This window comes from Thiomonas sp. (genome assembly GCF_054608695.1).
The window spans coordinates 1-21,278 of record NZ_JBTRXV010000044.1 but is presented as its reverse complement, the minus strand read 5'-3'; the positions used below and the strand labels follow the sequence as shown (position 1 = coordinate 21,278).

At 65.3% G+C, this 21,278-nt stretch carries 21 protein-coding genes; 13 read left to right on the top strand and 8 right to left on the bottom strand.

What is annotated here, in order from left to right; all coding sequences use genetic code 11:
* The first annotated feature begins 19 nt into the window (after positions 1 to 19).
* The 5 genes from ACYCUK_RS14290 (at position 20) to ACYCUK_RS14270 (ending at position 3,544) form a co-directional block, all read left to right on the top strand.
* On the top strand, positions 20 to 409 hold the full coding sequence (locus ACYCUK_RS14290; protein ID WP_461595382.1) for a hypothetical protein: 390 nt from the start codon (positions 20 to 22) through the stop codon (positions 407 to 409).
* Complete coding sequence (locus tag ACYCUK_RS14285) at positions 385 to 1,431, top strand: MFS transporter (RefSeq protein ID WP_461595381.1); 1,047 nt, start codon at positions 385 to 387, stop codon at positions 1,429 to 1,431. The genes ACYCUK_RS14290 and ACYCUK_RS14285 overlap by 25 nt, the downstream gene beginning before the upstream one ends.
* A gap of 230 nt (positions 1,432 to 1,661) precedes the next feature.
* The gene (locus ACYCUK_RS14280; RefSeq protein WP_461595380.1) at positions 1,662 to 2,510 is read left to right on the top strand and encodes a hypothetical protein; all 849 of its coding nucleotides are present in this window, start codon (positions 1,662 to 1,664) and stop codon (positions 2,508 to 2,510) included.
* Positions 2,511 to 2,547: 37 nt separating this feature from the next.
* Entirely contained in the window at positions 2,548 to 3,093 is a 546-nt protein-coding gene (locus ACYCUK_RS14275) for an adenine phosphoribosyltransferase (protein ID WP_461595379.1), read from the top strand.
* A complete protein-coding gene (locus tag ACYCUK_RS14270) occupies positions 3,086 to 3,544 on the top strand; it encodes an LEA/WHy family protein (RefSeq protein WP_461595378.1) in 459 nt (152 codons plus the stop codon). Before ACYCUK_RS14275 ends, ACYCUK_RS14270 begins: the two co-directional genes overlap by 8 nt.
* A gap of 162 nt (positions 3,545 to 3,706) precedes the next feature.
* Here ACYCUK_RS14270 and gyrB read toward each other — a convergent pair whose 3' ends face one another.
* From gyrB to ACYCUK_RS14250, 4 genes are all read right to left on the bottom strand, one after another.
* Complete coding sequence (gene gyrB / locus ACYCUK_RS14265) at positions 3,707 to 6,244, bottom strand: DNA topoisomerase (ATP-hydrolyzing) subunit B (RefSeq protein ID WP_461595377.1); 2,538 nt, start codon at positions 6,242 to 6,244, stop codon at positions 3,707 to 3,709.
* A 120-nt stretch (positions 6,245 to 6,364) separates the two neighbouring features.
* The gene (gene dnaN, locus ACYCUK_RS14260) at positions 6,365 to 7,483 is read right to left on the bottom strand and encodes a DNA polymerase III subunit beta (RefSeq protein WP_461595376.1); all 1,119 of its coding nucleotides are present in this window, start codon (positions 7,481 to 7,483) and stop codon (positions 6,365 to 6,367) included.
* A 211-nt stretch (positions 7,484 to 7,694) separates the two neighbouring features.
* Positions 7,695 to 9,140: a chromosomal replication initiator protein DnaA gene (gene dnaA, locus ACYCUK_RS14255; RefSeq protein WP_461595375.1), complete on the bottom strand. Its 1,446-nt coding sequence runs from the start codon at positions 9,138 to 9,140 to the stop codon at positions 7,695 to 7,697.
* A gap of 328 nt (positions 9,141 to 9,468) precedes the next feature.
* Positions 9,469 to 9,630, bottom strand: coding sequence for a hypothetical protein (locus tag ACYCUK_RS14250; protein ID WP_461595374.1), 162 nt, complete (start codon positions 9,628 to 9,630; stop codon positions 9,469 to 9,471).
* 11 nt (positions 9,631 to 9,641) lie between these two features.
* Between ACYCUK_RS14250 and rpmH the strand changes: the two genes are divergently transcribed.
* From rpmH to tatA, 6 genes are all read left to right on the top strand, one after another.
* On the top strand, positions 9,642 to 9,776 hold the full coding sequence (gene rpmH / locus ACYCUK_RS14245; protein WP_461595373.1) for a 50S ribosomal protein L34: 135 nt from the start codon (positions 9,642 to 9,644) through the stop codon (positions 9,774 to 9,776).
* Between the two features lie 244 nt (positions 9,777 to 10,020).
* Positions 10,021 to 10,629 (top strand): ribonuclease P protein component, encoded by a 609-nt coding sequence (locus ACYCUK_RS14240; RefSeq protein WP_461595372.1) that lies wholly within the window; start codon positions 10,021 to 10,023, stop codon positions 10,627 to 10,629.
* Complete coding sequence (yidD, locus tag ACYCUK_RS14235; RefSeq protein ID WP_461595371.1) at positions 10,626 to 10,961, top strand: membrane protein insertion efficiency factor YidD; 336 nt, start codon at positions 10,626 to 10,628, stop codon at positions 10,959 to 10,961. Before ACYCUK_RS14240 ends, yidD begins: the two co-directional genes overlap by 4 nt.
* A gap of 69 nt (positions 10,962 to 11,030) precedes the next feature.
* Positions 11,031 to 12,701, top strand: a complete 1,671-nt coding sequence (yidC, locus tag ACYCUK_RS14230) for a membrane protein insertase YidC (RefSeq protein ID WP_461595370.1) — start codon at positions 11,031 to 11,033, stop codon at positions 12,699 to 12,701.
* 67 nt (positions 12,702 to 12,768) lie between these two features.
* Complete coding sequence (mnmE, locus tag ACYCUK_RS14225; protein ID WP_461595369.1) at positions 12,769 to 14,193, top strand: tRNA uridine-5-carboxymethylaminomethyl(34) synthesis GTPase MnmE; 1,425 nt, start codon at positions 12,769 to 12,771, stop codon at positions 14,191 to 14,193.
* Positions 14,194 to 14,279: 86 nt separating this feature from the next.
* A complete protein-coding gene (tatA, locus tag ACYCUK_RS14220) occupies positions 14,280 to 14,573 on the top strand; it encodes a Sec-independent protein translocase subunit TatA (protein WP_461595368.1) in 294 nt (97 codons plus the stop codon).
* A gap of 69 nt (positions 14,574 to 14,642) precedes the next feature.
* Here the strand turns inward: tatA and ACYCUK_RS14215 are convergent, their stop codons facing one another.
* Complete coding sequence (locus ACYCUK_RS14215; protein WP_461595367.1) at positions 14,643 to 15,650, bottom strand: D-2-hydroxyacid dehydrogenase family protein; 1,008 nt, start codon at positions 15,648 to 15,650, stop codon at positions 14,643 to 14,645.
* A 254-nt stretch (positions 15,651 to 15,904) separates the two neighbouring features.
* On the opposite strand from ACYCUK_RS14215, the gene ACYCUK_RS14210 reads away from it, so the two are divergent.
* Positions 15,905 to 16,471 (top strand): CoxG family protein, encoded by a 567-nt coding sequence (locus ACYCUK_RS14210; RefSeq protein WP_461595366.1) that lies wholly within the window; start codon positions 15,905 to 15,907, stop codon positions 16,469 to 16,471.
* 42 nt (positions 16,472 to 16,513) lie between these two features.
* Here the strand turns inward: ACYCUK_RS14210 and ACYCUK_RS14205 are convergent, their stop codons facing one another.
* Both ACYCUK_RS14205 and ACYCUK_RS14200 read right to left on the bottom strand, forming a co-directional pair.
* On the bottom strand, positions 16,514 to 18,313 hold the full coding sequence (locus tag ACYCUK_RS14205; RefSeq protein ID WP_461595365.1) for a cation:proton antiporter domain-containing protein: 1,800 nt from the start codon (positions 18,311 to 18,313) through the stop codon (positions 16,514 to 16,516).
* 149 nt (positions 18,314 to 18,462) lie between these two features.
* Positions 18,463 to 18,810, bottom strand: coding sequence for an ArsR/SmtB family transcription factor (locus tag ACYCUK_RS14200; protein ID WP_461595364.1), 348 nt, complete (start codon positions 18,808 to 18,810; stop codon positions 18,463 to 18,465).
* 183 nt (positions 18,811 to 18,993) lie between these two features.
* On the opposite strand from ACYCUK_RS14200, the gene ACYCUK_RS14195 reads away from it, so the two are divergent.
* Complete coding sequence (locus tag ACYCUK_RS14195) at positions 18,994 to 20,334, top strand: MFS transporter (protein ID WP_461595363.1); 1,341 nt, start codon at positions 18,994 to 18,996, stop codon at positions 20,332 to 20,334.
* Between the two features lie 74 nt (positions 20,335 to 20,408).
* Here the strand turns inward: ACYCUK_RS14195 and ACYCUK_RS14190 are convergent, their stop codons facing one another.
* Positions 20,409 to 20,693, bottom strand: a complete 285-nt coding sequence (locus tag ACYCUK_RS14190; RefSeq protein WP_461595362.1) for a BTH_I0359 family protein — start codon at positions 20,691 to 20,693, stop codon at positions 20,409 to 20,411.
* Positions 20,694 to 21,278: the final 585 nt, after the last annotated feature.

Here is a 21,278-nt window from a genome sequence, read left to right as displayed (position 1 = left end):
GCAATTGGGGAGACAAACCATGAGCAGCATTCCCGCGTCGGCTGCGGCGCCCACGTCCACCGCCGCCACCATCGCCGCCCGCATCGACCGCCTGCCGCCATCAAACACGGTGCGCAATATGGTCGTGCTGCTGTCGCTCGGCGGCTGCTTCGAGTTCTACGACCTGTTCCTCACCGCCTACATCGCCCCCGGCATGTTCAAGAGCGGGGTGTTCACGGCCACCACCAAGGCATTTCTCGGCTTCGAGGGCATCGCCAGCTTCGTTGCCGCGCTGTTCCTGGGCCTGTGGGTGGGCACGTTGTTCGTGAGCTGGTTCTCGGACCGCTACGGCCGGCGGCCGGTTACACCTGGGCGCTGGTCTGGTACTGCATCGCCACCCTCATCATGGCGTTTCAGCAGACGGCGATGAGCATCGACATCTGGCGCTTCATTGCCTCCATCGGCATCGGCGTCGAACTGGTGAACATCGACGCCTATGTCTCGGAACTGGCACCGCAGGCCAAGCGCGGTTCGTACTTTGCGATGAACCAGTTCATCACCTTCAGCGCCGTGCCCATCGTCGCGTTTCTCGGCTGGCTGCTGGTGCCCCACACCCTGGCCGGGCTGGACGGCTGGCGCTGGGTGGCCATCATCGGCGCAGTGGGCGCCATTCCCATCTGGTTCATTCGCCTGGGGCTGCCGGAATCGCCGCGCTGGCTGGAGCGCAAGGGCCGCGTGGCCGAGGCCGACGCCATCCTGCAGCGCATCGAAGCCAAGGTGACGGCCGAGACCGGACAGGCGCTGCCGCAACCACATGTGGTGCCGGGCGAAACCGCCGAAGTGCAGGGCCGCTGGAGCGAGATCTGGAGCGCGGCATACCGCAAGCGCACCATCATGCTCATCATGTTCAACATCCTGCAAACCGTGGGCTATTACGGCTTTGCCAGTTGGGCGCCGACCTATCTCATCGCCAAGGGTTACGACATTCCGAAGTCGCTGCTCTACACCTTCATCATCGCCATCGCCTACCCGGTGTCCTCGCTCATCGGCACCACCTTCGGCGACCGCTTCGAGCGCAAATGGCTGATCGTGGTTCCCGCGCTGGGCGTGGCGCTGTTCGGGCTGCTGTTCGCCAACGCCGGCGGCGCTGCGGCCATCATCCTGTTCGGCATTCTCGTGACCTTCTGCAACAACATCATGAGTTATGCCTTCCACGCCTACCAGAGCGAGCTGTACCCCACGCGCATCCGAGCCCAGGCCGTGGGCTTCGTCTATTCGTTCAGCCGCATCAGCGCGGTGATCAGCGGCTTCATCATCGCCGACCTGCTCAAGACGTCGGGCGATGTCGGCGTGTTCACCTTCATCGCCGCCGCCATGGTGGGCGTGGCCATCGTCATCGGCATCATGGGGCCGAAGGCGACGCAGCGCCGCCTGGAAGACATCGCCCGCTGAGCGCGGACCAGCGAACAGGCCTGCGCCTGTTCGCGCGCCGCGCGAAGGATCTCGCGGCATACTTGCCGCGTACCTCCGCCACGGACCAGCTACGGAGTTGCGCCTGTCGGCAGGCCTTGCGCAGCGTCTCGCCGCGTGCATGCTCCGTACCACCGGCCACGGACCAGCCTCCCTGGACCGCCTTCACCGCGGCCGGGGATAATGGCGTCACCCCATACCAGGAGGCTGCCATGAATCCCGCAAGCAACCGGCCGTACCGCCACGTACCCGCAGGCCAGGCCCTGGCCTGGTGGGGTGAGGGCTGGCGCAGTTTCATGCGCGCACCGCTGCCCTGGGTGGGCCTGAGCATCGGCCTGCTCATCATCCTGCTGGTGTTGCGCGCCTTGCCACTGGGCGGGCTGTTGTCGCAATGGCTCAGCCTGCCGCTGTTCGCCCTGGGCGCGGTGTATGCCTCCTTCCTACGCCGGCGCTGGGCGCAGGCGCGCAGCATCACGCCGCAGGGCATGCCGGTGGAGCCGGCCACCGAGGGTGCGCTGCGGGACTCCACCCAGCTTTGGAAGGACCGCGTCGGCCCCTTGCTGCTGGTGTCGGTGCTCGTGCTGGTGCTGGGCGGCGCCTTCGGTGCCTTGCTGGTGCTGGGCGTGGGCGCGATGTTCGGCGTCGGCCTGGCGAGCATGGGAGCGCTGTCGCACTTGATGACGCCGGGTTTGGGGATGATGGCCGGCCTGGGCGCCGTCGCCAGCGGCATGTTCACACTGATGCTGCTGGCGCTGCTCGCACTGTTCCTGCTGAACGTCGCGTTCTGGTTCGTCAACACCCTGGTCACGCTGGGCGGCGTGGCGCCGTGGGATGCTATTCAGCTGTCGTTCAAGGCCGGCTTCGCCAACTTCGGCGCGCTGCTGCTGTTCACGCTGCTGCTCATCCCCATCGGCTTCGTCGCCATGATTCCGATGGGCCTGGGCCTGCTGGTGCTGCTGCCGGTGTTGTCGGGGGCGTCGTACGCGTCGTATCAGGACGTGTTCGGGCAAGCGTCCAGCCCGGTTGAACCACGCGATCAGGCGCCTGGCTTCGTCGGTTGAAAGCGCGTTCCTCCTTCCCCAAAACCAAACCTCGCCGATGGACGTCAACACTTACCTGCGCGACCATATCCGCACCGTGCCCGACTGGCCCGCGCCCGGCGTGCAGTTCCGCGACATCACGCCCTTGCTGCAGAACCCGCGCGTGTTCCGCGTGCTGATCGACCAGTTCGTGCACCGCTACATGGCGCCCGAACTGCGGCCGGACGTGGTGGCCGGCATCGACGCGCGCGGCTTCATCCTCGGCGCGGTGATTGCCTACGAACTCAATATCGGCTTCGTTCCCATCCGCAAAAAAGGCAAACTGCCTTACGCCACGGTGGAGGAAAGCTACGAGCTGGAATACGGCAGCGCCACGGTGGAAATCCACACCGACGCGGTGCGGCCGGACAACCGCGTGCTGTTGATCGACGACCTCATCGCCACCGGCGGCACCATGATGGCCGGCAAGCGCCTGCTGGAGAAACTCGGCGCCCGCGTGATCGAAGGCGCCGCCATCGTCGATCTGCCCGAACTCGGGGGCTCGACCGCGCTGCGCGCCAGCGGGCTGTCGCTGTTCACCCTGGTGGACTACGCCGGTGCTTGAGCGCCGCCGCGCCTGTTGCAAGCTCGCCGCCTGCGCCGTCCTCGGTGCCTGGCTCGGCGTACCGGCAGCGCTGGCGCAGACCGCGCCCGAGGTCTCCATCGCCAGCGTCAACGGCATCAACTTCCAGGGCCAAACCGCGGTGCTGGACCTGACGCTGTCGATCCGCAACACCGCCGGCCTCGCCCTGCCGCTGCAGGCGCTGCGTTTCCATTGCGGGTTCAACGGCATCGACGTGGCGCAGGGCCAAAGCACCACCCCGGTCAACATCCCCGCAGGCGGCCGGGCCATGGTGCCGGTGCGCCTGGACGTCGACAGCGCCAGCCTGCTGGGCGTCCTTGCCAACCTACCCCCCGACGGCCAGGTGAATTACCAACTCCAGGGCCACGCCGAGATCGGCCTGACCATGCTGCAGATCCCGTTCAGCCACCAAGGCGTGATTGCACTGCGTTGAATCTGCTGGCTCCTCGACGTCAATGTCGACACCAACGAGCACCGCGAAACGCGCTGAACGCCGCAGCACAAGATTTGCTCGTCACCTCTGCATTTTCCCGCGACACGGGCGGAAACGGGAACTCGTCGTCGCCAAGCGGGACACCGGGTTGACCCAGAAGAATTACACATCCAGGTTCGCCGCGCGCAGGGCGTTGGTTTCGATGAAGTCGCGGCGCGGCTCGACATCGTCGCCCATGAGCATGGTGAACACGCGATCGGCCTCGATGGCATCGTCGATCTGCACGCGCAACATGCGCCTCACGGCTGGATCCATCGTGGTTTCCCAGAGCTGGATGGGGTTCATTTCACCCAGGCCCTTGTAACGCTGGCGGCCGACGCTGGCTTCGGCCAGGCGCAGCAGCCAGGTCATGGCTTCGCGGAAGTCGGCCACCGCGGTTTGTTTGGCGTTGTCGCCCTGGCCCTTGCTGACCACGGCGCCTTGGGCGAGCAGGCCGGTGAAGGTCTGCGCGGTTTGCGCCAGCACGGCGTAGTCGGCGCCGTGCGCGAAGTCGGCGGTGATGACGCTTGCGCGCACATTGCCGTGGTGATGCCGGGCGATGCGCAGAAATTGCTTGTCGCTGCGCGGATCAGTTTCAGCCTGCACATTGGGCACCACGCCATTGACGTGGGCCGCCAGCAAGGAGGCCTGCAGCCGGGCGGCGGACTCGGTCGCCTGCTCGGGCGTGTCGAGCGCGATGGCCACGCCGTTGGCGATGGCGCGCAGCGCCTCCTCGTCCATGAAGGCGGACAAGCGCGCGATGACGCCCTCGGCCAGCATGTACTGGCGCGCGAGTTGCTGCAAGGCATCGCCCGTGAGGGTGGTGGCGTCGGGCTGCGCGCTGGTGAGAATGGCGGCGTCGCGCAGCGCCACTTGCAGCAGGTAGGCGTCGAGCTCGTGCGCATCTTTGAGGTACTGCTCGTCCTTGCCGTGCTTGACCTTGTAGAGCGGCGGCTGGGCGATGTAGACATGGCCGCGCTCGACCAGTTCGGCCATCTGGCGGTAGAGGAAAGTGAGCAGCAGGGTGCGTATGTGGGCGCCATCGACGTCGGCGTCGGTCATGATGATGATGCGGTGATAGCGCAGCTTGGCGACGTCGAAATCGTCCTTGCCGATCCCGGTCCCCAGAGCGGTGATGAGGGTGAGGATTTCATTGCTGGTGAGCAGCTTTTCGTAGCGCGCTTTTTCCACATTCAGAATCTTGCCGCGCAGTGGCAGGATGGCCTGGAACTTGCGGTCGCGCCCCTGCTTGGCCGAGCCGCCGGCGGAGTCGCCCTCGACGATGTAGATCTCGCACAGCGCCGGATCCTTCTCCTGGCAGTCGGCCAGCTTGCCGGGCAGGCCCATGCCGTCGAGCACGCCTTTGCGGCGCGTGAGTTCGCGTGCCTTGCGCGCGGCTTCGCGGGCGCGGGCCGAATCCACGATCTTGCTGCAAATCACCTTGGCATCGTTCGGGTTCTCCTGCAGGTAGTCGGTGAGGGCCTTGGCCACCACATCTTCCACCGGGGCGCGAACTTCGCTGGACACCAGCTTGTCCTTGGTCTGGCTGGAGAACTTGGGGTCGGGCACTTTCACCGACAGCACGCAGGTCAGGCCCTCGCGCATGTCGTCGCCAGTGACCTCGACCTTGGCCCTCTTCGCCAGCTCGGTGTCGTCGATGTATTTGTTGATGACGCGGGTCATGGCCGCGCGCATGCCGGTGAGGTGGGTGCCGCCGTCGCGTTGCGGAATGTTGTTGGTGTAGCAGAGCATGTTCTCGGCATAGCCATCGTTCCACTGCATCGCCACTTCGGAAATGATGGGCGATCCCTGCTCGGTCATCTTCTCGCCCATGGCGTAGAAAATCGTCGGGTGCAGCACGCTCTTGCCGCGATTGATGTATTCGACGAAACCCTTGACCCCGCCGGTGTAGGCGAAGTTCTCTTCCTTGCCCTGGCGCTCGTCGACCAGGCGAATCTTCACGCCGTTGTTGAGGAAGGAAAGCTCGCGCAGACGTTTGGCCAGCACGTCGTAGTGAAAATCGACGTTGTCGAAAATTTCGGTGTCGGGCAGGAAATGCACCTCGGTGCCGCGTTTGTCCGTCTTGCCCTGCACCCGCATGGGCGACAGTTCGATGCCGTCCTGCAGCTCGGTGATGCGGTTCTGCACCGCGCCGCGGGCGAACTCCAGCACATGTACCTGGCCGTCGCGGCGCACGGTCAGGCGCAGCCACTGCGACAGCGCATTGACACAGCTCACCCCCACGCCGTGCAGGCCGCCCGAGACCTTGTAGCTGTTCTGGTTGAACTTGCCGCCGGCGTGCAATTCGGTGAGCGCAATTTCCGCCGCGCTGCGCTTGGGTTCGTGCTTGTCGTCGTGCTTGATGCCGATGGGGATGCCGCGACCGTTGTCGGTCACGCTGATGGAGTTGTCGGAATGGATGGTGACGACGATATCGTCGCAATAGCCGGCCAGCGCTTCGTCGATGGAGTTGTCCACCACCTCGAACACGAGATGGTGCAGGCCGGTGCCGTCCGAGGTGTCGCCGATGTACATGCCCGGGCGCTTGCGCACAGCCTCCAGCCCTTCGAGGATCTGGATGGACGATTCGCTGTAGCTTTGTCCTGCGTTGGCGGCGTCGCTGGGGGTTGGGCTGGTGCTGGAATTCGTGGTATCGCTCATGAGGAAGCTCGGTCAAAACATCGGAAACCACAGGCCAAGTCGACGCCTGCATGGTCGAAAATCTGGAGAGTGTTCGCGTGTGGTGCGGGAACGCGGCGAGGCAACTGTCGGCGCATGGCATCAGATCCGCATGGGCATGACCACGTACTTGAAGGTGGCGTCGTCAGGCAGGGTCAGCAGCACGCTGCTGTTGCCGTCCAGCAGATCGAGGCGCACGGTTTCGCCGGGAAGGTTGGAAAGGACGTCGATCAGGTAAGCCACGTTGAAACCAATTTCAATGGCGTCGCCGTTGTACTCCACATCGAGTTCCTCCTGCGCTTCTTCCTGCTCGGCATTGGTGGAGGAAATGCGCAGGGTCGCAGGTTCGAGATTGATGCGTACGCCCTTGAACTTGTCGCTCGTGACGATGGCCACGCGCTGCAGCGCCGCCAGCAAAGCCTGCCTTGCCAGCGTCAAATGAAATTTGTGGCCCTTGGGCACGACGCGCTGATAGTCGGGGAACTTGCCCTCCACCAGCTTGCTGACCAGGTCCATGGTGCCGAACGTGAGCCGCGCCTGATTCGAGGCGAAGCGCATCTCGATGGGCTCGTCGCCATCGCTCAGCAGTCGCAGCAATTCCATCACCGTCTTGCGCGGCAGAATCACTTCGCGCTTGTCGGCCAGGCCTTCGACCTGCGTCGTCACCAGCGCCAGGCGGTGGCCATCGGTCGACACCAGGGTGAGTTGATGACCGTCCGCCACCAGCAGCAGACCGTTGAGGTAGTAGCGAATGTCGTGCTGCGCCATGGCGAAATGCACCAGCCCCAGCATGCGCTTGAGCTGGCCCTGCGCCATCACCAGGGGCTGGGCGGAATAGTCGGCAGCTTCTTTCACCAACGGGAAGTCGTCGGCCGGCAGGGTCTGCAGGGAAAACCGCGACTTGCCACAGCGGACCGTGAACTTGCCGTCCATCCATTCCAACGTCGCGTCCGCAGCAGGAGCAGCACGCAAGATGTCGATCAACTTGCGCGCATTCACCGTGGTGGGTTGCAGATCCGCGCTGGCCGCATGGCCCTCACCCACGGCGGTGCGCATGCGCATCTGAATTTCCATATCGCTGGTGGTCAAGGCCAGATCATCGCCTTGCGGCTGCATGAGCACATTGGCCAGTACCGGCAGTGTCTGCCGCCGTTCCACGATTCCGGCCACACCCCCCAACCCCTTGAGCAAGGCCTCACGCGATACGCTTAGTCTGTTCATTGTGAATCTTCCTTTTCAGAATAGGACTAGTAACAGGAGAGCCGACGTTCTTGCGGATAAGTCATTTTCTTTTTTTATATCAAAGACTTGCAAAATTTTTGCGCTGGGGACAACGCAGCAAGTTTAGGCGCGTCAACATGAACAACTCGAGCCGCTGCGGCGTCAGGCCATGCTTGTTCAACCTTGGCCCACAATCCGTCCACAGCCTTGTTCATCCCTTCAGGGTTTGTTCCAGCACATGCAGTTGCTGGTTGAGTTCTTGCATGCGCGTGCGCTCCTGCGTCATCTTGCGCACGGCATGCAGAACCGTGGTGTGGTCCCGGCCGCCGAAAAGCTCGCCAATCTCGGGCAGGCTTTTCTGTGTGAGTTCCTTGGCCAGATACATGGCGATTTGCCGCGGCCGGGCGATGGATGCGGGGCGGCGCTTGGAATACATATCGGCCACTTTGATCTTGTAGAAGTCCGCCACGGTCTTCTGGATGTTCTCGACCGAGACCTGCCGGTTCTGCAGCGACAGCAGATCTTTCAGCGCCTCGCGCGCCAGGCCGATGGAAATCTCCTCGCCCGAAAACCGCGCATAAGCCAGGATCTTGCGCAGTGCGCCTTCGAGTTCGCGCACGTTGGAGCGCACATTCTTCGCGACGAAGAAGGCCACGTCCTCACCCAGGCTCACCAGCTCGACCTCGGCCTTGCGCAGCAGGATGGCCACGCGCATTTCCAGCTCCGGCGGCTCCAGCGCCACGGTCAGGCCCGAGTCGAAGCGCGAGGTCAGGCGGGCGTCGATTTCCTGCAATTCCTTGGGATAGGTGTCACTCGTGAGAATGATTTGCGCCCGTTTCGCCGCCAAGGCTTCAAAGGTGTAGAAAAACTCTTCCTGCGTTTTTTCCTTGCCGGCGAAAAACTGCACGTCGTCGATCAGCAGCAAGTCCAGCGAGTGGTAATAGCGCTTGAACTCGTCGAACGTCTTGCGCTGGTAGGCCTTCACCACTTCGCTCACGAACTGCTCGGCCTGCAGATAGCGAATGCGCGCCCCGGGCTTGGCCGCCAGCAAGGCGTTGCCCACGGCCTGCACCAAGTGCGTCTTGCCCAGGCCCACGCCCCCGTACAGAAACAGCGGGTTGTAGGACTTGCCGGGATTTTCCGAAACTTGCAGCGCCGCCGCGCGCGCCAACTGGTTGGCCTTGCCCGGAACCAGACTCTCGAAGGTCAGCGCGGGGTTGAGCCGCGAGCGCTCGATCGCCTCGGATTCCTGCAAGGACGCAGCAGCCCGTGCCTCGGCAGCCTGGGTCGCGGCACTGGTGTTTAGGACACCATGCCCGGCACGGGCCATGCCATTCCTGGCCGCGGCGTTTTGCAGGTCCTCGGCGGCGTCGACGCGCTGCACCGCAGCGGCGGGTTTGTGCACATGTTTTTGAATCGCAAACTCGAGTTGCACCGGCCGTCCTGCGGCATTGGCCAGCGCCTGGCTGATGCGCTCGCCGTACTGCGCCCGCAGCCAATCCATTTTGAAGCGGTTGGGCACGGCCAGCGTGGCCGTGGAGTGATCGTCGCTCCAACTAGGCGGCGCGAGAGGCTTGATCCAGGCGGAGAATTGCTGGACGGGGATTTCGCCAGCAAGCTGGGTATAACAGGCTTGCCAGATCTGTTCGAGGGACATGTGGGTCGATGGACACTGTTGGTTTTCGCTGGCGTCGGGTGTGTGGCACCGGGATCGCCGCGCCCACGTTGCGATCGCTGGATTCAGTCAGAGCCGGGCGTTTCATGGACGCGGCGGTCGTGCAACCGAAAAGCCATCGACGGTGGGAATTTATGGTCTTCCAGTTTAGTCCAACAGGCGGAGTTATCCACAGACCCGGCCACTCAAATTTTTAGCCAGACGCGCCATCGCGATCTCGCCGGGCTTGGCGTCAAGACCCGGCTCCCAGCAACGCCGGTTTGCCAAGTTGATTCGCGTGCATTGACATCTTGAGCCTAATTTGTTGAAATCACATGTTTTTCACAAAATTCACATGGCCTTGGCCATTGACTTTGTTCGAGCTTGCGAGGATAAGGATCGAATGCGTCCGGACCAGGGAATGCATCCAGACCAAGCCAGCAGGCATCGCGATCACGCCAGGATCGCCAGAATCATCCCAGATCAGCCCCACCGAGTCTCATCATGAAACGTACCTATCAGCCGTCCAAGACCCGTCGCAAACGTACCCACGGTTTTCTGGTGCGCATGCGCACCGTAGGCGGCCGCGCCGTGATCAACGCCCGTCGCGCGAAGGGCCGCAAGCGCTTGGCGGTCTAAGTTTGGCGGTCCAGGGGCGCGCGCCGGTTTTCATGCATCCAGGGCAGCGGCGCCATGCCAGCTGCTCCAGTTTCAGCCCACGATGAAGGCTGCCTGAACCCAGGCAAGCGCTCGTGGGCTTTGCTGTTTGCAGCGCTTCGATGAAGAACCTGGGTGTACGACCTCGATGCGCTGTCTTGATCCCGGTGCAGCCGGTAGACCGCCGCAACGGCAGACAACCACCGCACAAGCTTGGGGAACGCCGATGAGACCATCGCAGATCGCCGCTGGGCAGACGGTGTCGGGGCAAGCCACGTTTGGGGCATTCCCCCCCAATGCGAACGTCGATTTGTTCGATGTGCGAATCGTTCCACTGGACCAGCCGCAATCCTTCTTGGCCAGCCTGCGTGCGCCTGGCCTGCAGGCGCAGGAGTTTCGACTGCACCATCGCAGCTTGCTCGCGTTCGAGGCCGAGCGCCTGGGCTTGACGCCGCCAAAACCGGCCTGGCCGGACACGGAAAGTTCGATCGCAGGCGCCGCGCCCGTGAGGCCGGGCGCCAGCCCCATGGCGCCTCGCTGCTGCGTGCTGGGTTTCGTCCTGCCCAAGCGGGTGTGCAAGCATGCCGTGCGCCGCAACCTGATTCGCCGCCATATGCGCGAAGGCTTGCGCGCACATCTGCTGCAGGCGCCGGACTGGCCGCTGGAGCCGCCGGTGCTGGTGCTCAAGCTCACGCGCAAATTGCCCGAAACCTTCAGCAGTGCGCGTTCGCCGTTGCTGGGCCGCTATGTGCGGCAGCAACTCCAGGCCTTGCTGAACCAGTATTCGGCGCGGTTGGCACGCCTGCCCGTGGCCGATGTGCGGAGTTTGTCATGAGGCGTTTGTTGATGCTGTTGGTGCGCGGCTACCAGTTGCTGCTCAGTCCCTGGGTGGGAGGTCAATGCCGCTTCACGCCGACTTGCTCGCAATACACCCTCGACGCATTGCGCCAGCATGGCTCCGCACGGGGCAGCTATCTGGGGATGATGCGCATCGTGCGTTGCAACCCCTGGTGCGAGGGTGGCCACGATCCCGCACCCCGTGTTTTTCGCTGGGCTGCCTGGCGCCGCGACGAGCTGCCGGACGACGGCTTCGATTCACCCGCGCAAGATGCGCCCGCAGCTGCTGGCAAGCCGCTGAAAGATACTGTCACGCCGCCTCAGGTCTAATACCCGGTTGACCGCAGCCTCCCCTCCAGCTTCTCTCCGAATTTCAACCGCATTGCCGCAGGATTTCGCATGGACTTTCGCCGCTCCGTTTTGTGGGTGATTTTCACCATCTCGGTGATCTTTTTGTACAACTCCTGGCTGCGCTACAACGGCCAGAGCGGCCTGTTTGGCGAAGCGCCGGTGGCCACGGCTCCTGCGCCTGCGGCCGTCGGCCGCTCGGGCGATGTGCCCACGCCCACCGCGTCGGTCGCCGCCGCGCCGCCCGGCGGGGTGCCCGCGCCCGCGGTGGCAACTGCCGCAACGTCACCCGCTGCCCAGCTCACCACCATCCGCACCGACGTGCTGGACATGAAGGTGTCGAGCGAGGGCGGCAATCTGGTCTACGCGCGGCTGCTGGACTACACCAGCCATGCCGATGCCAAGGATGACGTGGTGCTGTTCGACAACAGCGGCAGCAACATCTATATGGCGCAAAGCGGGTTGGTGGGCGGCGACTTCCCCAACCACAAGACGCCGATGACGCTGCTGCCCGGGCCGACCGACATGGGCTCGGCCGACACGCTCACGGTGCGCCTGCAGTCGCCGGTGGTGGGCGGGCTGCAGCTCACGCGCAGCTACACCTTCAAGCGCGGCAGCTATGTGATCGCGGTGCGCAACACCGTCGTCAACAAGGGCGCGGCGCCAGCGACGGCCCAGCTTTACATGCAACTCGTGCGCGACGGCAACGACCCGAGCACCGGCACCCACTTCTATCACACCTTCACCGGCCCCACGATCTACGACAGCAAGGACAAGTTCCAGAAATACGAGTTCAAGGACATCAGCGACCAGGTCAAGACCATCAAGAGCGAAGATGGCTGGCTGGCGATGGTGCAGCATTACTTCGTCACCGCCTGGCTGCCGCAGCCGGACAAGGGCGCCCGCGAGTTCTATCTGCGCAAGCTCGAGCCCAATCTGTATGCGGTCGGCGTGATGCTGCCGCTGCCGACGCTCGCGCCGGGGGCGCAGACGGTGCAGAACGACACGCTGTATGTCGGTCCCGAGATCGAGAGCCAGCTCGCCGGCCTGGCGCCCGGCTTCGAGCTGGTGAAGGACTACGGCTGGGTGACCATCATCGCCAAGCCGCTGTTCTGGGTGCTGGAGCAGGTTCACAAGGTGCTGGGCAACTGGGGTTGGTCCATCATCGGCCTGACCATCCTGCTCAAGCTGCTGTTCTTCCCGCTCACGGCCGCCAGCTACAAGTCGATGGCGCGGATGAAGGCCGTGGCCCCGCGCCTGACGGCGCTGCGCGAGCGCCACAAGGACGACCCGGCGGCGATGAATGCCGCCATGGTGGAGATGTACCGCAAGGAGAAGATCAACCCGCTGGGCGGCTGCCTGCCCATCGTGATTCAGATTCCGGTGTTCATCGCGCTCTACTGGGTGCTGCTGTCCAGCGTCGAGTTGCGCGGGGCGCCGTGGATGTTGTGGATCCACGATCTCTCGGCCAAGGATCCGTTCTACATCCTGCCGGTGATCATGACGGGGACCTCGTTCCTGCAAGTCATGCTCAACCCCAAGCCGCCCGATCCGATGCAGGCGCGGCTGATGATGATCATGCCGCTGGCGTTCTCGGTGATGTTCTTCTTCTTCCCGGCCGGCCTGGTGCTGTACTGGCTGACGAACAACATCTTCTCCATCGCCCAGCAGTGGTTCATCAACAAGAAAATGGGCGTGCCGGAATTCACCCAACCCAAGTGAACGGCACGGCGTTCGCTGCTGCGGGCGGTGTGAGGCCGCAGATTCAGTCCGCGACCTTCGACCCGCGATGAACCCGCTGGCGCAGCAGGCGGACCCCATCGCCGCCGTGGCCACCGCGCCGGGCCGCGGCGCGGTCGGCATCGTGCGGGCCACGGGCCGCGACTTGCGTGACCTGGTTCGCGCGCTGTGCGGGCGCGACCTCGAACCGCGCCACGCCACGCTGCTGCCGTTTCGCGACGCCGAGGGGTGCGTCATCGACACCGGGTTGGCGCTGCATTTCCCGGCGCCGCATTCCTACACCGGCGAAGACGTGCTGGAGTTGCAGGTGCACGGCGGTCCAGTGGTGCTGCAACTGCTGCTGCTGCGCTTGCTGGAACTGGGCCGCGACAGCGGGCTGCGCCCGGCCGAACCGGGCGAGTTCACCCAGCGCGCGTTTCTCAACGGCAAGCTCGATCTGGCGCAGGCCGAAGCCGTCGCCGACCTGATCGATGCCACCACGGCAACCGCGGCGCGCAGCGCCTCGCGCTCGCTTGCCGGCGAGTTGTCGCAGCGGGTGCTCGCACTGGCGGATCGCCTGCGCGAGCTTCGCGCCCTGGTGGAGGCGACGCTGGATTTTCCCGAGGAAGACATCGACTTCATCCGCGCCGCGGGCGTGGCCGGCCGGCTGCAGGCGTTGCAGGAGCAGCTGGCGGCGATGTTGGCGCGCACCCGCCAGGGGGCGCTGCTGCGCGAGGGCCTGCATGTGGTGCTGGCCGGCCAGCCGAACGTGGGCAAGAGCTCGCTGCTCAACGCCCTGGCGGGGGCGGAGCTGGCCATCGTCACCGACGTGCCCGGCACCACGCGCGACCGCGTCAGCCAGGCCATCCAGATCGAGGGCGTGCCGCTGCACATCATCGACACCGCGGGGCTGCGTGACACGGGTGACGCCGTCGAGCGCATCGGCGTGGCGCGCAGCTGGGACGCGATTGCCGAGGCCGACGCCGTGGTTTTCCTGCACGACCTCACCCGTCTGCACGAACCCGATTACGCGCTGGCCGAGGCGCAAATTGCCGCCAGCCTGGCGCGGCACCGCCCGGCGCTGCTGCATGCCTGGAACAAGGTCGACGCGCTGGACGCGGCCGTGGCCGAAGTCAGGCGCCGGCAATTCTGCCAGGCGATGGGCTGGGCTGAGGACGAGACCGCTGTGCTGAATTTTTCAGCGCGCCAGCACACCGGGCTGGACGCGCTGCGCCAGGCCCTGCTCGCCGGCTGTGGCTGGCGGACGCTGCCCGAGGGCGTGTTTCTCGCCCGCGCCCGCCATGTCCAGGCGCTCGAGGCCTGCGCCGCGCATCTCATGGTGGGACAGGGGCTGCTAGGCGCGGCCGTGCCGGCACTCGACCTGCTGGCCGAGGAACTTCGGCTGGCGCATCAGCCGCTGATGGCGATCACCGGCGAAGTGACGGCGGATGATTTGCTTGGCGACATTTTCAGCCGCTTTTGCATCGGCAAGTAAATGGCGGGGAACATTGAGCGCGCGTCCGGCTCCGACCAACATGGGGCATGGCGCGCATCGTTTGCGTTGTAGATTGGGAGACGGACATGGGTGAATTCAGCATCTGGCATTGGCTCATCGTGCTGGTGATTGTGATGATGGTGTTCGGCACCAAGAAGTTGAAGAACATCGGCACTGATCTGGGCCAGGCGGTGAAGGGCTTCAAGGACGGCATCCGCGACGCCGAGTCGACCGAAGCGGCGGCGTCCACCGCGACGACGCCCCCGACGCCGGCTTCTGCCGCCAACGCCGCGGGCGAAGTCAGCCGCAAGTTGACGGCGCACGATGTTGTGGACGTGGCCGAAGTGCCCGCCAAGACCACGACGCAAGAGCCGCGCTGACGCGGGCCGGTCTTCGCACGTTCGCGCCTGGCGCGTCGTGCATTCGAACCCGAAGCCGGCTTGGCCGGTTCAGCGCAGCCGCTCCACGGCCTTGGGGTTGAGCAGGCCGTCGGTGCGGCCGGCGGCGAAATGCGCGATGGCGGCAAAGGCCTGGCCGAACAGGTGCTCGTAATGCTCCAGTTCCACATAGCCGACATGAGGCGTGCAGATGGCGTTCTCCAGGCGCAGCAGCGGATTGCCCCGCATGATGGGTTCGGACTCGAACACGTCCACCGCCGCCATGCCGGGGCGGCCGCGGTTGAGCGCCGAAACCAGCGCGTCCGGGGCGATGAGTTCGGCGCGCGCGGTGTTCACCAACACGGCCTGAGGCTTCATCTGCGACAGGTCGGCCAGGGTGATGAGGCCGCGCGTCTCGTCGTTCAGGCGCAGGTGCAAGGAGAGCACATCGCTTTGCGCGAAGAGGACTTCGCGGCTTTCGGCCACCTCCAGGCCCTGCTCCGCCGCGGCATGACGCGACGCTTCGCGTCCCCACACCAACACCCGCATGCCGAAGGCCTGGCCGTAGCCGGCCACGATGCGGCCGATGCGGCCATAGCCCCAAATGCCCAAGGTCTTGCCGGCCAGGCGCTGGCCCAGGCCGAAGTTCACGGGCATGGATTGCGACTTCAGCCCCGGCTGCTGCCAGGCGCCTTGCTTCAGGCTGGCGACATGCTGCGGCAGGCGCCGCATCGCCGCCATGATGAGGGCCCAGGTGAACTCGGCCGCAGGCGCGGCGTCGACACTGCCTTCGACCACGCCGATGCCGAGCTGGGTGCAGGCGTCCACATCCAGATGGGCGCCGGCGCGCCCGGTCTGCACCACCAGCTTGAGCTTGGGGCACTTCTCCAGCACCGCACGGTTCAGCGTGGTGCGCTCGCGATTGAGCACCACCACCTGGGCATCGCGCAAACGCACGGCCAACTGGCCGGAGCCCTTCACGTTGTTGTTGAACACTTTGACGTCGTGCCCGCTCAGGTTGGCGAAACAGGCCAACTTGCGCACGGCGTCCTGATAGTCATCCAGGATCACGATATTCATGGCGCAACTGTAGCGCGCCCGCCGCGCGCTCAAGCTTCAAACTTGCGTCCCGATGTCACATCGGGCGCGTGCCCAGTGGCCCATGACGACCGGATTTCACAGGGGCTCCCCGGAGGTTTGGCGAAATCCCTAAAGGGGGTTTCCCGAGTTTTGCTGCACTGCAGCTTGAATCTAGGGGGGCGGATGGAATATAAGTACAGATCAATATTGCATCGGACGCAGCGCGTTCACCCCACAAAATCAACGAGGCCATCATGGACGTCCAAGGCAAACGCAACATCCCCCTCACCCCGGAACAAACGTGGAAAGCGCTCAACACCACGGCCATGCTCAAAGCCTGCATTCCGGGCTGCGAGTCGGTCACGCAGACTGGTGACGGCCAGTTCGAGGTCGTGCAGGTTTTGAACATTGCGAGCTACAAGACCCGTTTTTCCAGCACCCTGACGCTGGAAGACGTGAATCCACCGCACAGCTACGTGCTGCGTTTCGAGGGCAATGGCGGCAATGCGGGCTTCGGCCTGGGTCGGGCGCTCATCGCCCTGCAGCCCAGCGACGGCGGCACGCAGATGAACTACCAGGCGAGCGCCGAGGTCGGCGGCGCCATCGCGCAGATGGGCCAGAGCGCGGTGGACCAGGCGGTCAAGGGGCTGATCGAGGATTTCTTCGCCCGCTTCGAGCGCAATGTGCGCGGCGAGGATGGCGGCCTCATGCCCAACAGCATGGTCGAGCGCCTGTGGCTCAAGATGCCGCCCTGGGCCTGGGCCATCTCCACGCTGGTGGCGGTGTTCATCATCTACTGGGGCCTGCACGGCACCTGGTGAGGGCGCACTGGGCGCGCGGCCCGGGCCGACTCGCCGGCCGATTCAACCCGCCAACGTGGTTGGCGCGGGCGCGGCCTCGGCCTGGGTTTGGTGTTCGCGCAACTGCGCGTCGCCTTGCAGGATGTCTTCCAGTTCGGCACTGGCCGTTTTCGACAGGGCAATGAGCGCCGCCTGGTCGTGATACACCGCCTGCTGGCGCTCCAGCAGACGGGCGTCGTGGGCGGCGAACAAGGCGGCGAAGCGCTCCACATCCAGTTCCGGCCGCACCGTTTTCAGCGCCAGCTTGCCCAGCTCGACGCTGGACCACCAGGTTTCGCGCATCGCCTCGCGTACGCCCATCTCGCGCAGGCGCATGAGGTGGGTGCGGTTGCGCGCCCGCGCCAGCAGCGGCACGTCGGGGAAATGCATGCGCATCAACGCGGCAATCTTCAGGCTGGTTTCGACGTCGTCCACCGCCAGCACGAACAGGCGCGCCTCGCCCACATGGGCGGCGTGCAGCAATGCCAGGCGGCTGGCGTCGCCGTAGTAGATCTTGTTGCCGAAACGGCGCACGAAATCGACCTGCTCCGGGCTTGCGTCCAGTGCCGTGAACTCCACGCCCTGGGCGTTGAGCATGCGTCCGACCACCTGGCCGAAACGGCCGTAGCCGGCGATGACGACGGGCTTGGCGGGCTCGTCGATGGCGCTGAACGCGGGCTTGGCGCGCTCCCGCATCCAGGGCGCCACGAGCTTGTCGTTCAGCATCAGCAGGAAGGGCGCGAGCGCCATGGACACGGCCACGGCCACGGTCAGCAACGCCGTTGTCGAAAGGTCGAGCAGGCCGCCGCTCTGGGCGCTGGACAGCAATACGAAAGCGAACTCGCCGCCGCAGGCGAGGATGATGGCCAGCGGTCGGCTGAGCGCGTCGCCGCCGCCGAGGGCGCGGCGCCCGGCATACAGCACGCCGGCCTTGAACAGCAGGATGCCCGCTCCCAGGCCCAGCACCAGCAGGGGTCGGGCCGCCACCAGCGACAGCTGGATGCCCATGCCGACGGCGATGAAGAACAGGCCCAGCAAGAGGCTCTCGAAAGGCTCGATCGCGGCTTCCAGCGCGTGGCGGAATTCCGAGTCGGCCAGCAAGACTCCGGCGAGGAAGGCCCCGAGCGAGGCCGACAAGCCAACACTGCTCAAGCCCACCGCGATGCCCACCGCGCCCAGCAGCGCGGCCGCGGCGAACAGCTCGCGGTTGCCACCGCCGAAGCGCGCGACATAGCGGAACATGGTCGCCAGCAGCGGCCGTCCCGCCACGGCCAGCAGCACCAGCGCCGCCAGCGCCGGCCAGCCCGGGGCCTTGCCCCCAACGCCCGCCAGGGCCAGCAGCGCCAGGATGGGAATGACGCTCACGTCCTGGAACAGCAGGATGGCGAAGGACTCGCGGCCGAAGCGCGTGGTGAGCTCGCGCCGCTCGGCCAGCAGCGGCAGGATGTAGGCGGTGGACGACATCGCCAGCGCCACCCCCACCAACGCCGCTCCGCTCCAGCCCAGGCCGAACGCGACGCCGAGTGCGGCGATGGGCAGCGCCACGCCGGCCATCTGCAGCGTGCCCAGACCGAACACCTGGCGCCGCAGCGCCCACAACCGGCTGGGCTGCAACTCCAGGCCGATGAGAAACATCAGCAGGGTCACGCCCAGTTCGGCCGTGTGCAGAATGGCCTCGGGCCGGCTGTCCACGCCCAGGCCGTAAGGGCCGACGGCCACGCCCGCGACCAGATAGCCCAGCACCGAGCCCAGCCCGAGGCGCTTGAACAGCGGCACGAGCAGCACGGCGGCGGCCAGCAGGGTGAGAAAGGCGGTGGCGGACATGGTCCGATGGTAGGGTGAGGCGGCGTCCGGCGCAGCCCACCGTTCGAACCGTGCCGACCGGCTCGAGGCTTCAACCACCCATGTGTTGCACGGCGGAGATCGTCGAGCCGCGGAACTCGAGCTTCGGCTCGGCCCGCGGGCCGAGCCGGTCAGTCGGCCAATTCGCTGCAGAGGGCGCGAACGACGGCCAGGATTTGCGGGGTCTTGATGCGGTAGAGCATGAAGCGCCCCTGGCGGTCGGCTTCGACGATGTTTTCGGCGCGCAGGCGGGCGAGTTGCTGCGACAGCGCGGCCTGACGCATGCCGACACCGCGTTCGAGGTCGCGCACGCACAGCTCGCCGTCCATCAACAGGCAAAGAATGACCAGGCGCTCGTGATGCGCCATGGCCTTGAGCACGCGCACGGCCAAGTCGCCGGCGCTGCCCTGCAGGCGCAGGGCACGCGCGGCGCCAGGGCGTGCCCTGGGCGAAGCGGTCTGGGTCGTGGCATGTTCCATGGGCGCGAGTCTAGGAATTCGGGCATCACCATGGTTTGATGCATCACAAGTTTTCAGCGCGACAACGCAACAGGTTTCCAAGGGTTGCATCGGCCAGGGCTGGGTGACGGAGCTGGACGGGTCCACGGCATCTCAGCACAGCTGCCCCCGCGCTGCTAGAGTTTGTGGCCCATCTCCGCCAGCATGTCCAACCCCTCTCAAACCCCAACCTACCTGCCCTCCTACCCGCCCTTGCGTCTGGCCCTGGCGATGTGGGCGCTGGCAGCTGCGGCCTATATGGCGGGGTTTTTCCTGCGCGTCACCCCCGGGGTGTTGAACGTGCCGCTGATGCGCGATTTCCACCTGAATGCGGCGCAACTGGGCAATCTGGCCTCGTTCTATTTTTACTTCTACGCCGCCTCGCAAATTCCCACCGGCATTGCCAACGACCGCTGGGGCCCGAAGGCGCTGATCGTGTTCGGCACCTTGCTGACCGGTGTCGGCACCCTGCTGTTCGCAGCCGCGCCCAACTACCCCCTGGCGCTGGCGGCGCGTGGGCTCATCGGCCTGGGGCATGGGGTGGCCTGGGTGTCGCTGCTGGAAATTTCAGCGCGCTGGTTCGCGCCGCGCGTGTTCGGCACCATGTCCGGCCTGTCGCTGGGCGCGGGCACGCTGGGCGCGGTGCTGGCGCAGGCGCCACTTCTGGCCATGAGTCACTGGTGGGGCTGGCGTTGGACGCTGGCTGGCGTGGGCGTGATCTGTGTGCTGCTGGGCTTGCTGGCCTGGGGCACCATTCGCAACTCGCCGCATCAGCGCGGCTACCGCGATTATCTGCCGCCGCGCCCGCCCACCTCGGCGCGCGAGGTGCTGCGGGGTTTGCGCGCCGTCTGGGGCTGGCGCAACACGGCGCTGCTCTTCGTCGCGCCGAGTGGTGTTTGTGGCGCTTTTCTCACCTTCACCACGCTTTGGGGCGCCCCTTTCCTGGAGCAGCACCGGGGCATGAGCGGCAGCCAGGCGTCGTGGATGATTGCGGCCATGCTGGTGGGATTTTCGGCCGGCGGCATTGCCTGGGGCCGGCTGTCGGACCGGCTGCGGCGGCGCAAGCTGCCTTATGTGACCGGCGCGATGTTTGCGCTGCTGGGCTTCGCCCAACTCAGCTTGTGGCCCCAGGCGCCGGGCTGGGTGCTGTGGACGGTGCAGCTCTTGAGCGCCGTGGGCTCCGGCGCCATGGTGGTGGGCTTCGCCTGGGCCAAGGAGTCGGTACCCGCAAGCCTGGCCGGCACCGCCACCGGGGTGCACAACACCGGGGTGATGATCGGCGCGCTGGTGCAACTGCCTTTGCTCGGCTGGGTGCTGGATGCGCTCTGGACGGGTCGGGCCGAGGCAGGAGTGCGCCTGTATGGCCTGCACGCTTTCCAGGCCGCGTTTGGCGTGCTGATGGCGTGGTTGGTGGTGTCGCTGGTGTGCGTGCTGCTGGCGAGCGAGAGCCACGCCCGTCCTTTGGAAGCAGCACGGCCGCAGCCGAGGTTACGGGCAGAGGCCTGAGGGCCGTCGTGGCGGTGCGTGGGTGTGTGCGCGGCGCCACGACGGCGTGGATCGCACCCAGCCGGCCCGGTGCTTCAGTGGGCGTGCAGGTTCTGGCGCGACAGTGCCGAGAAGCCGTCGAGGAAATCGTCGATGTCGTCGGTGGTCGGCGAGCCGGCCATCAGGCTCTGGACCCGCAAGCGAAAGCCGTCGGCCACCAGGCCCTCGATGAAAATTTCCTTGCGGGCGAATTTGTCGACGATCTCGAAACCGCCATGCTGCGCGTCGCCGAGGCTTTCCGCCTTGGGCTCGGCGATGGCGTCAGCCCATTCGAGCTGGAAGACGCTGAAGGCGTCGGAGTCATAAATCATGGTCTGCATGGCGAGCCTCGTTAATGTTGGTGACAACGTCTGGTGAAGGGCAACGTCAGAACGGTTCATGCACGGCGGCGACGTCTGTCGCTCAGGCCATGGAACGTTCGCTTTCGGCTTTGAGCAGCAGATAGGGACGAAGAAGCAAGAATCAAGCCCGTTGGATTCGAACTTGGCGCGGAGGCTATATGAAGGCCCGGTACGCCAGTGATCAACGCAGTGCTGGCGGCGTCCGTGCACAGACCTCGTGATTACCTTGATGGACGACACAACTGTCATGTGTATGAGGCCGTGAATGCGGTAAGAAAATGTAAATACTGGAGCAGTGTCTGACTTTGGGTTGCAAGCCGACATTGCGCCCGCCAGAATGCGTCCGCCTGGATTCGCAGCCGATGACTTTGCTGGCATCCATACACCCTTCCAGATGCAAGACCGTGGACCCACCACGGCCCCGAAGCAAACCCAACAAGGAGACTCCATGACCCTGTCGACCGCTTTACCTGCGGGCATTCTTTTCGCGCAGCCGCTGACGCCTGTAGCGGGCTCGCTGCTGCTGTCGTTTGTGGTGGCGGCCATTCCCATTGCGGTGGCGCT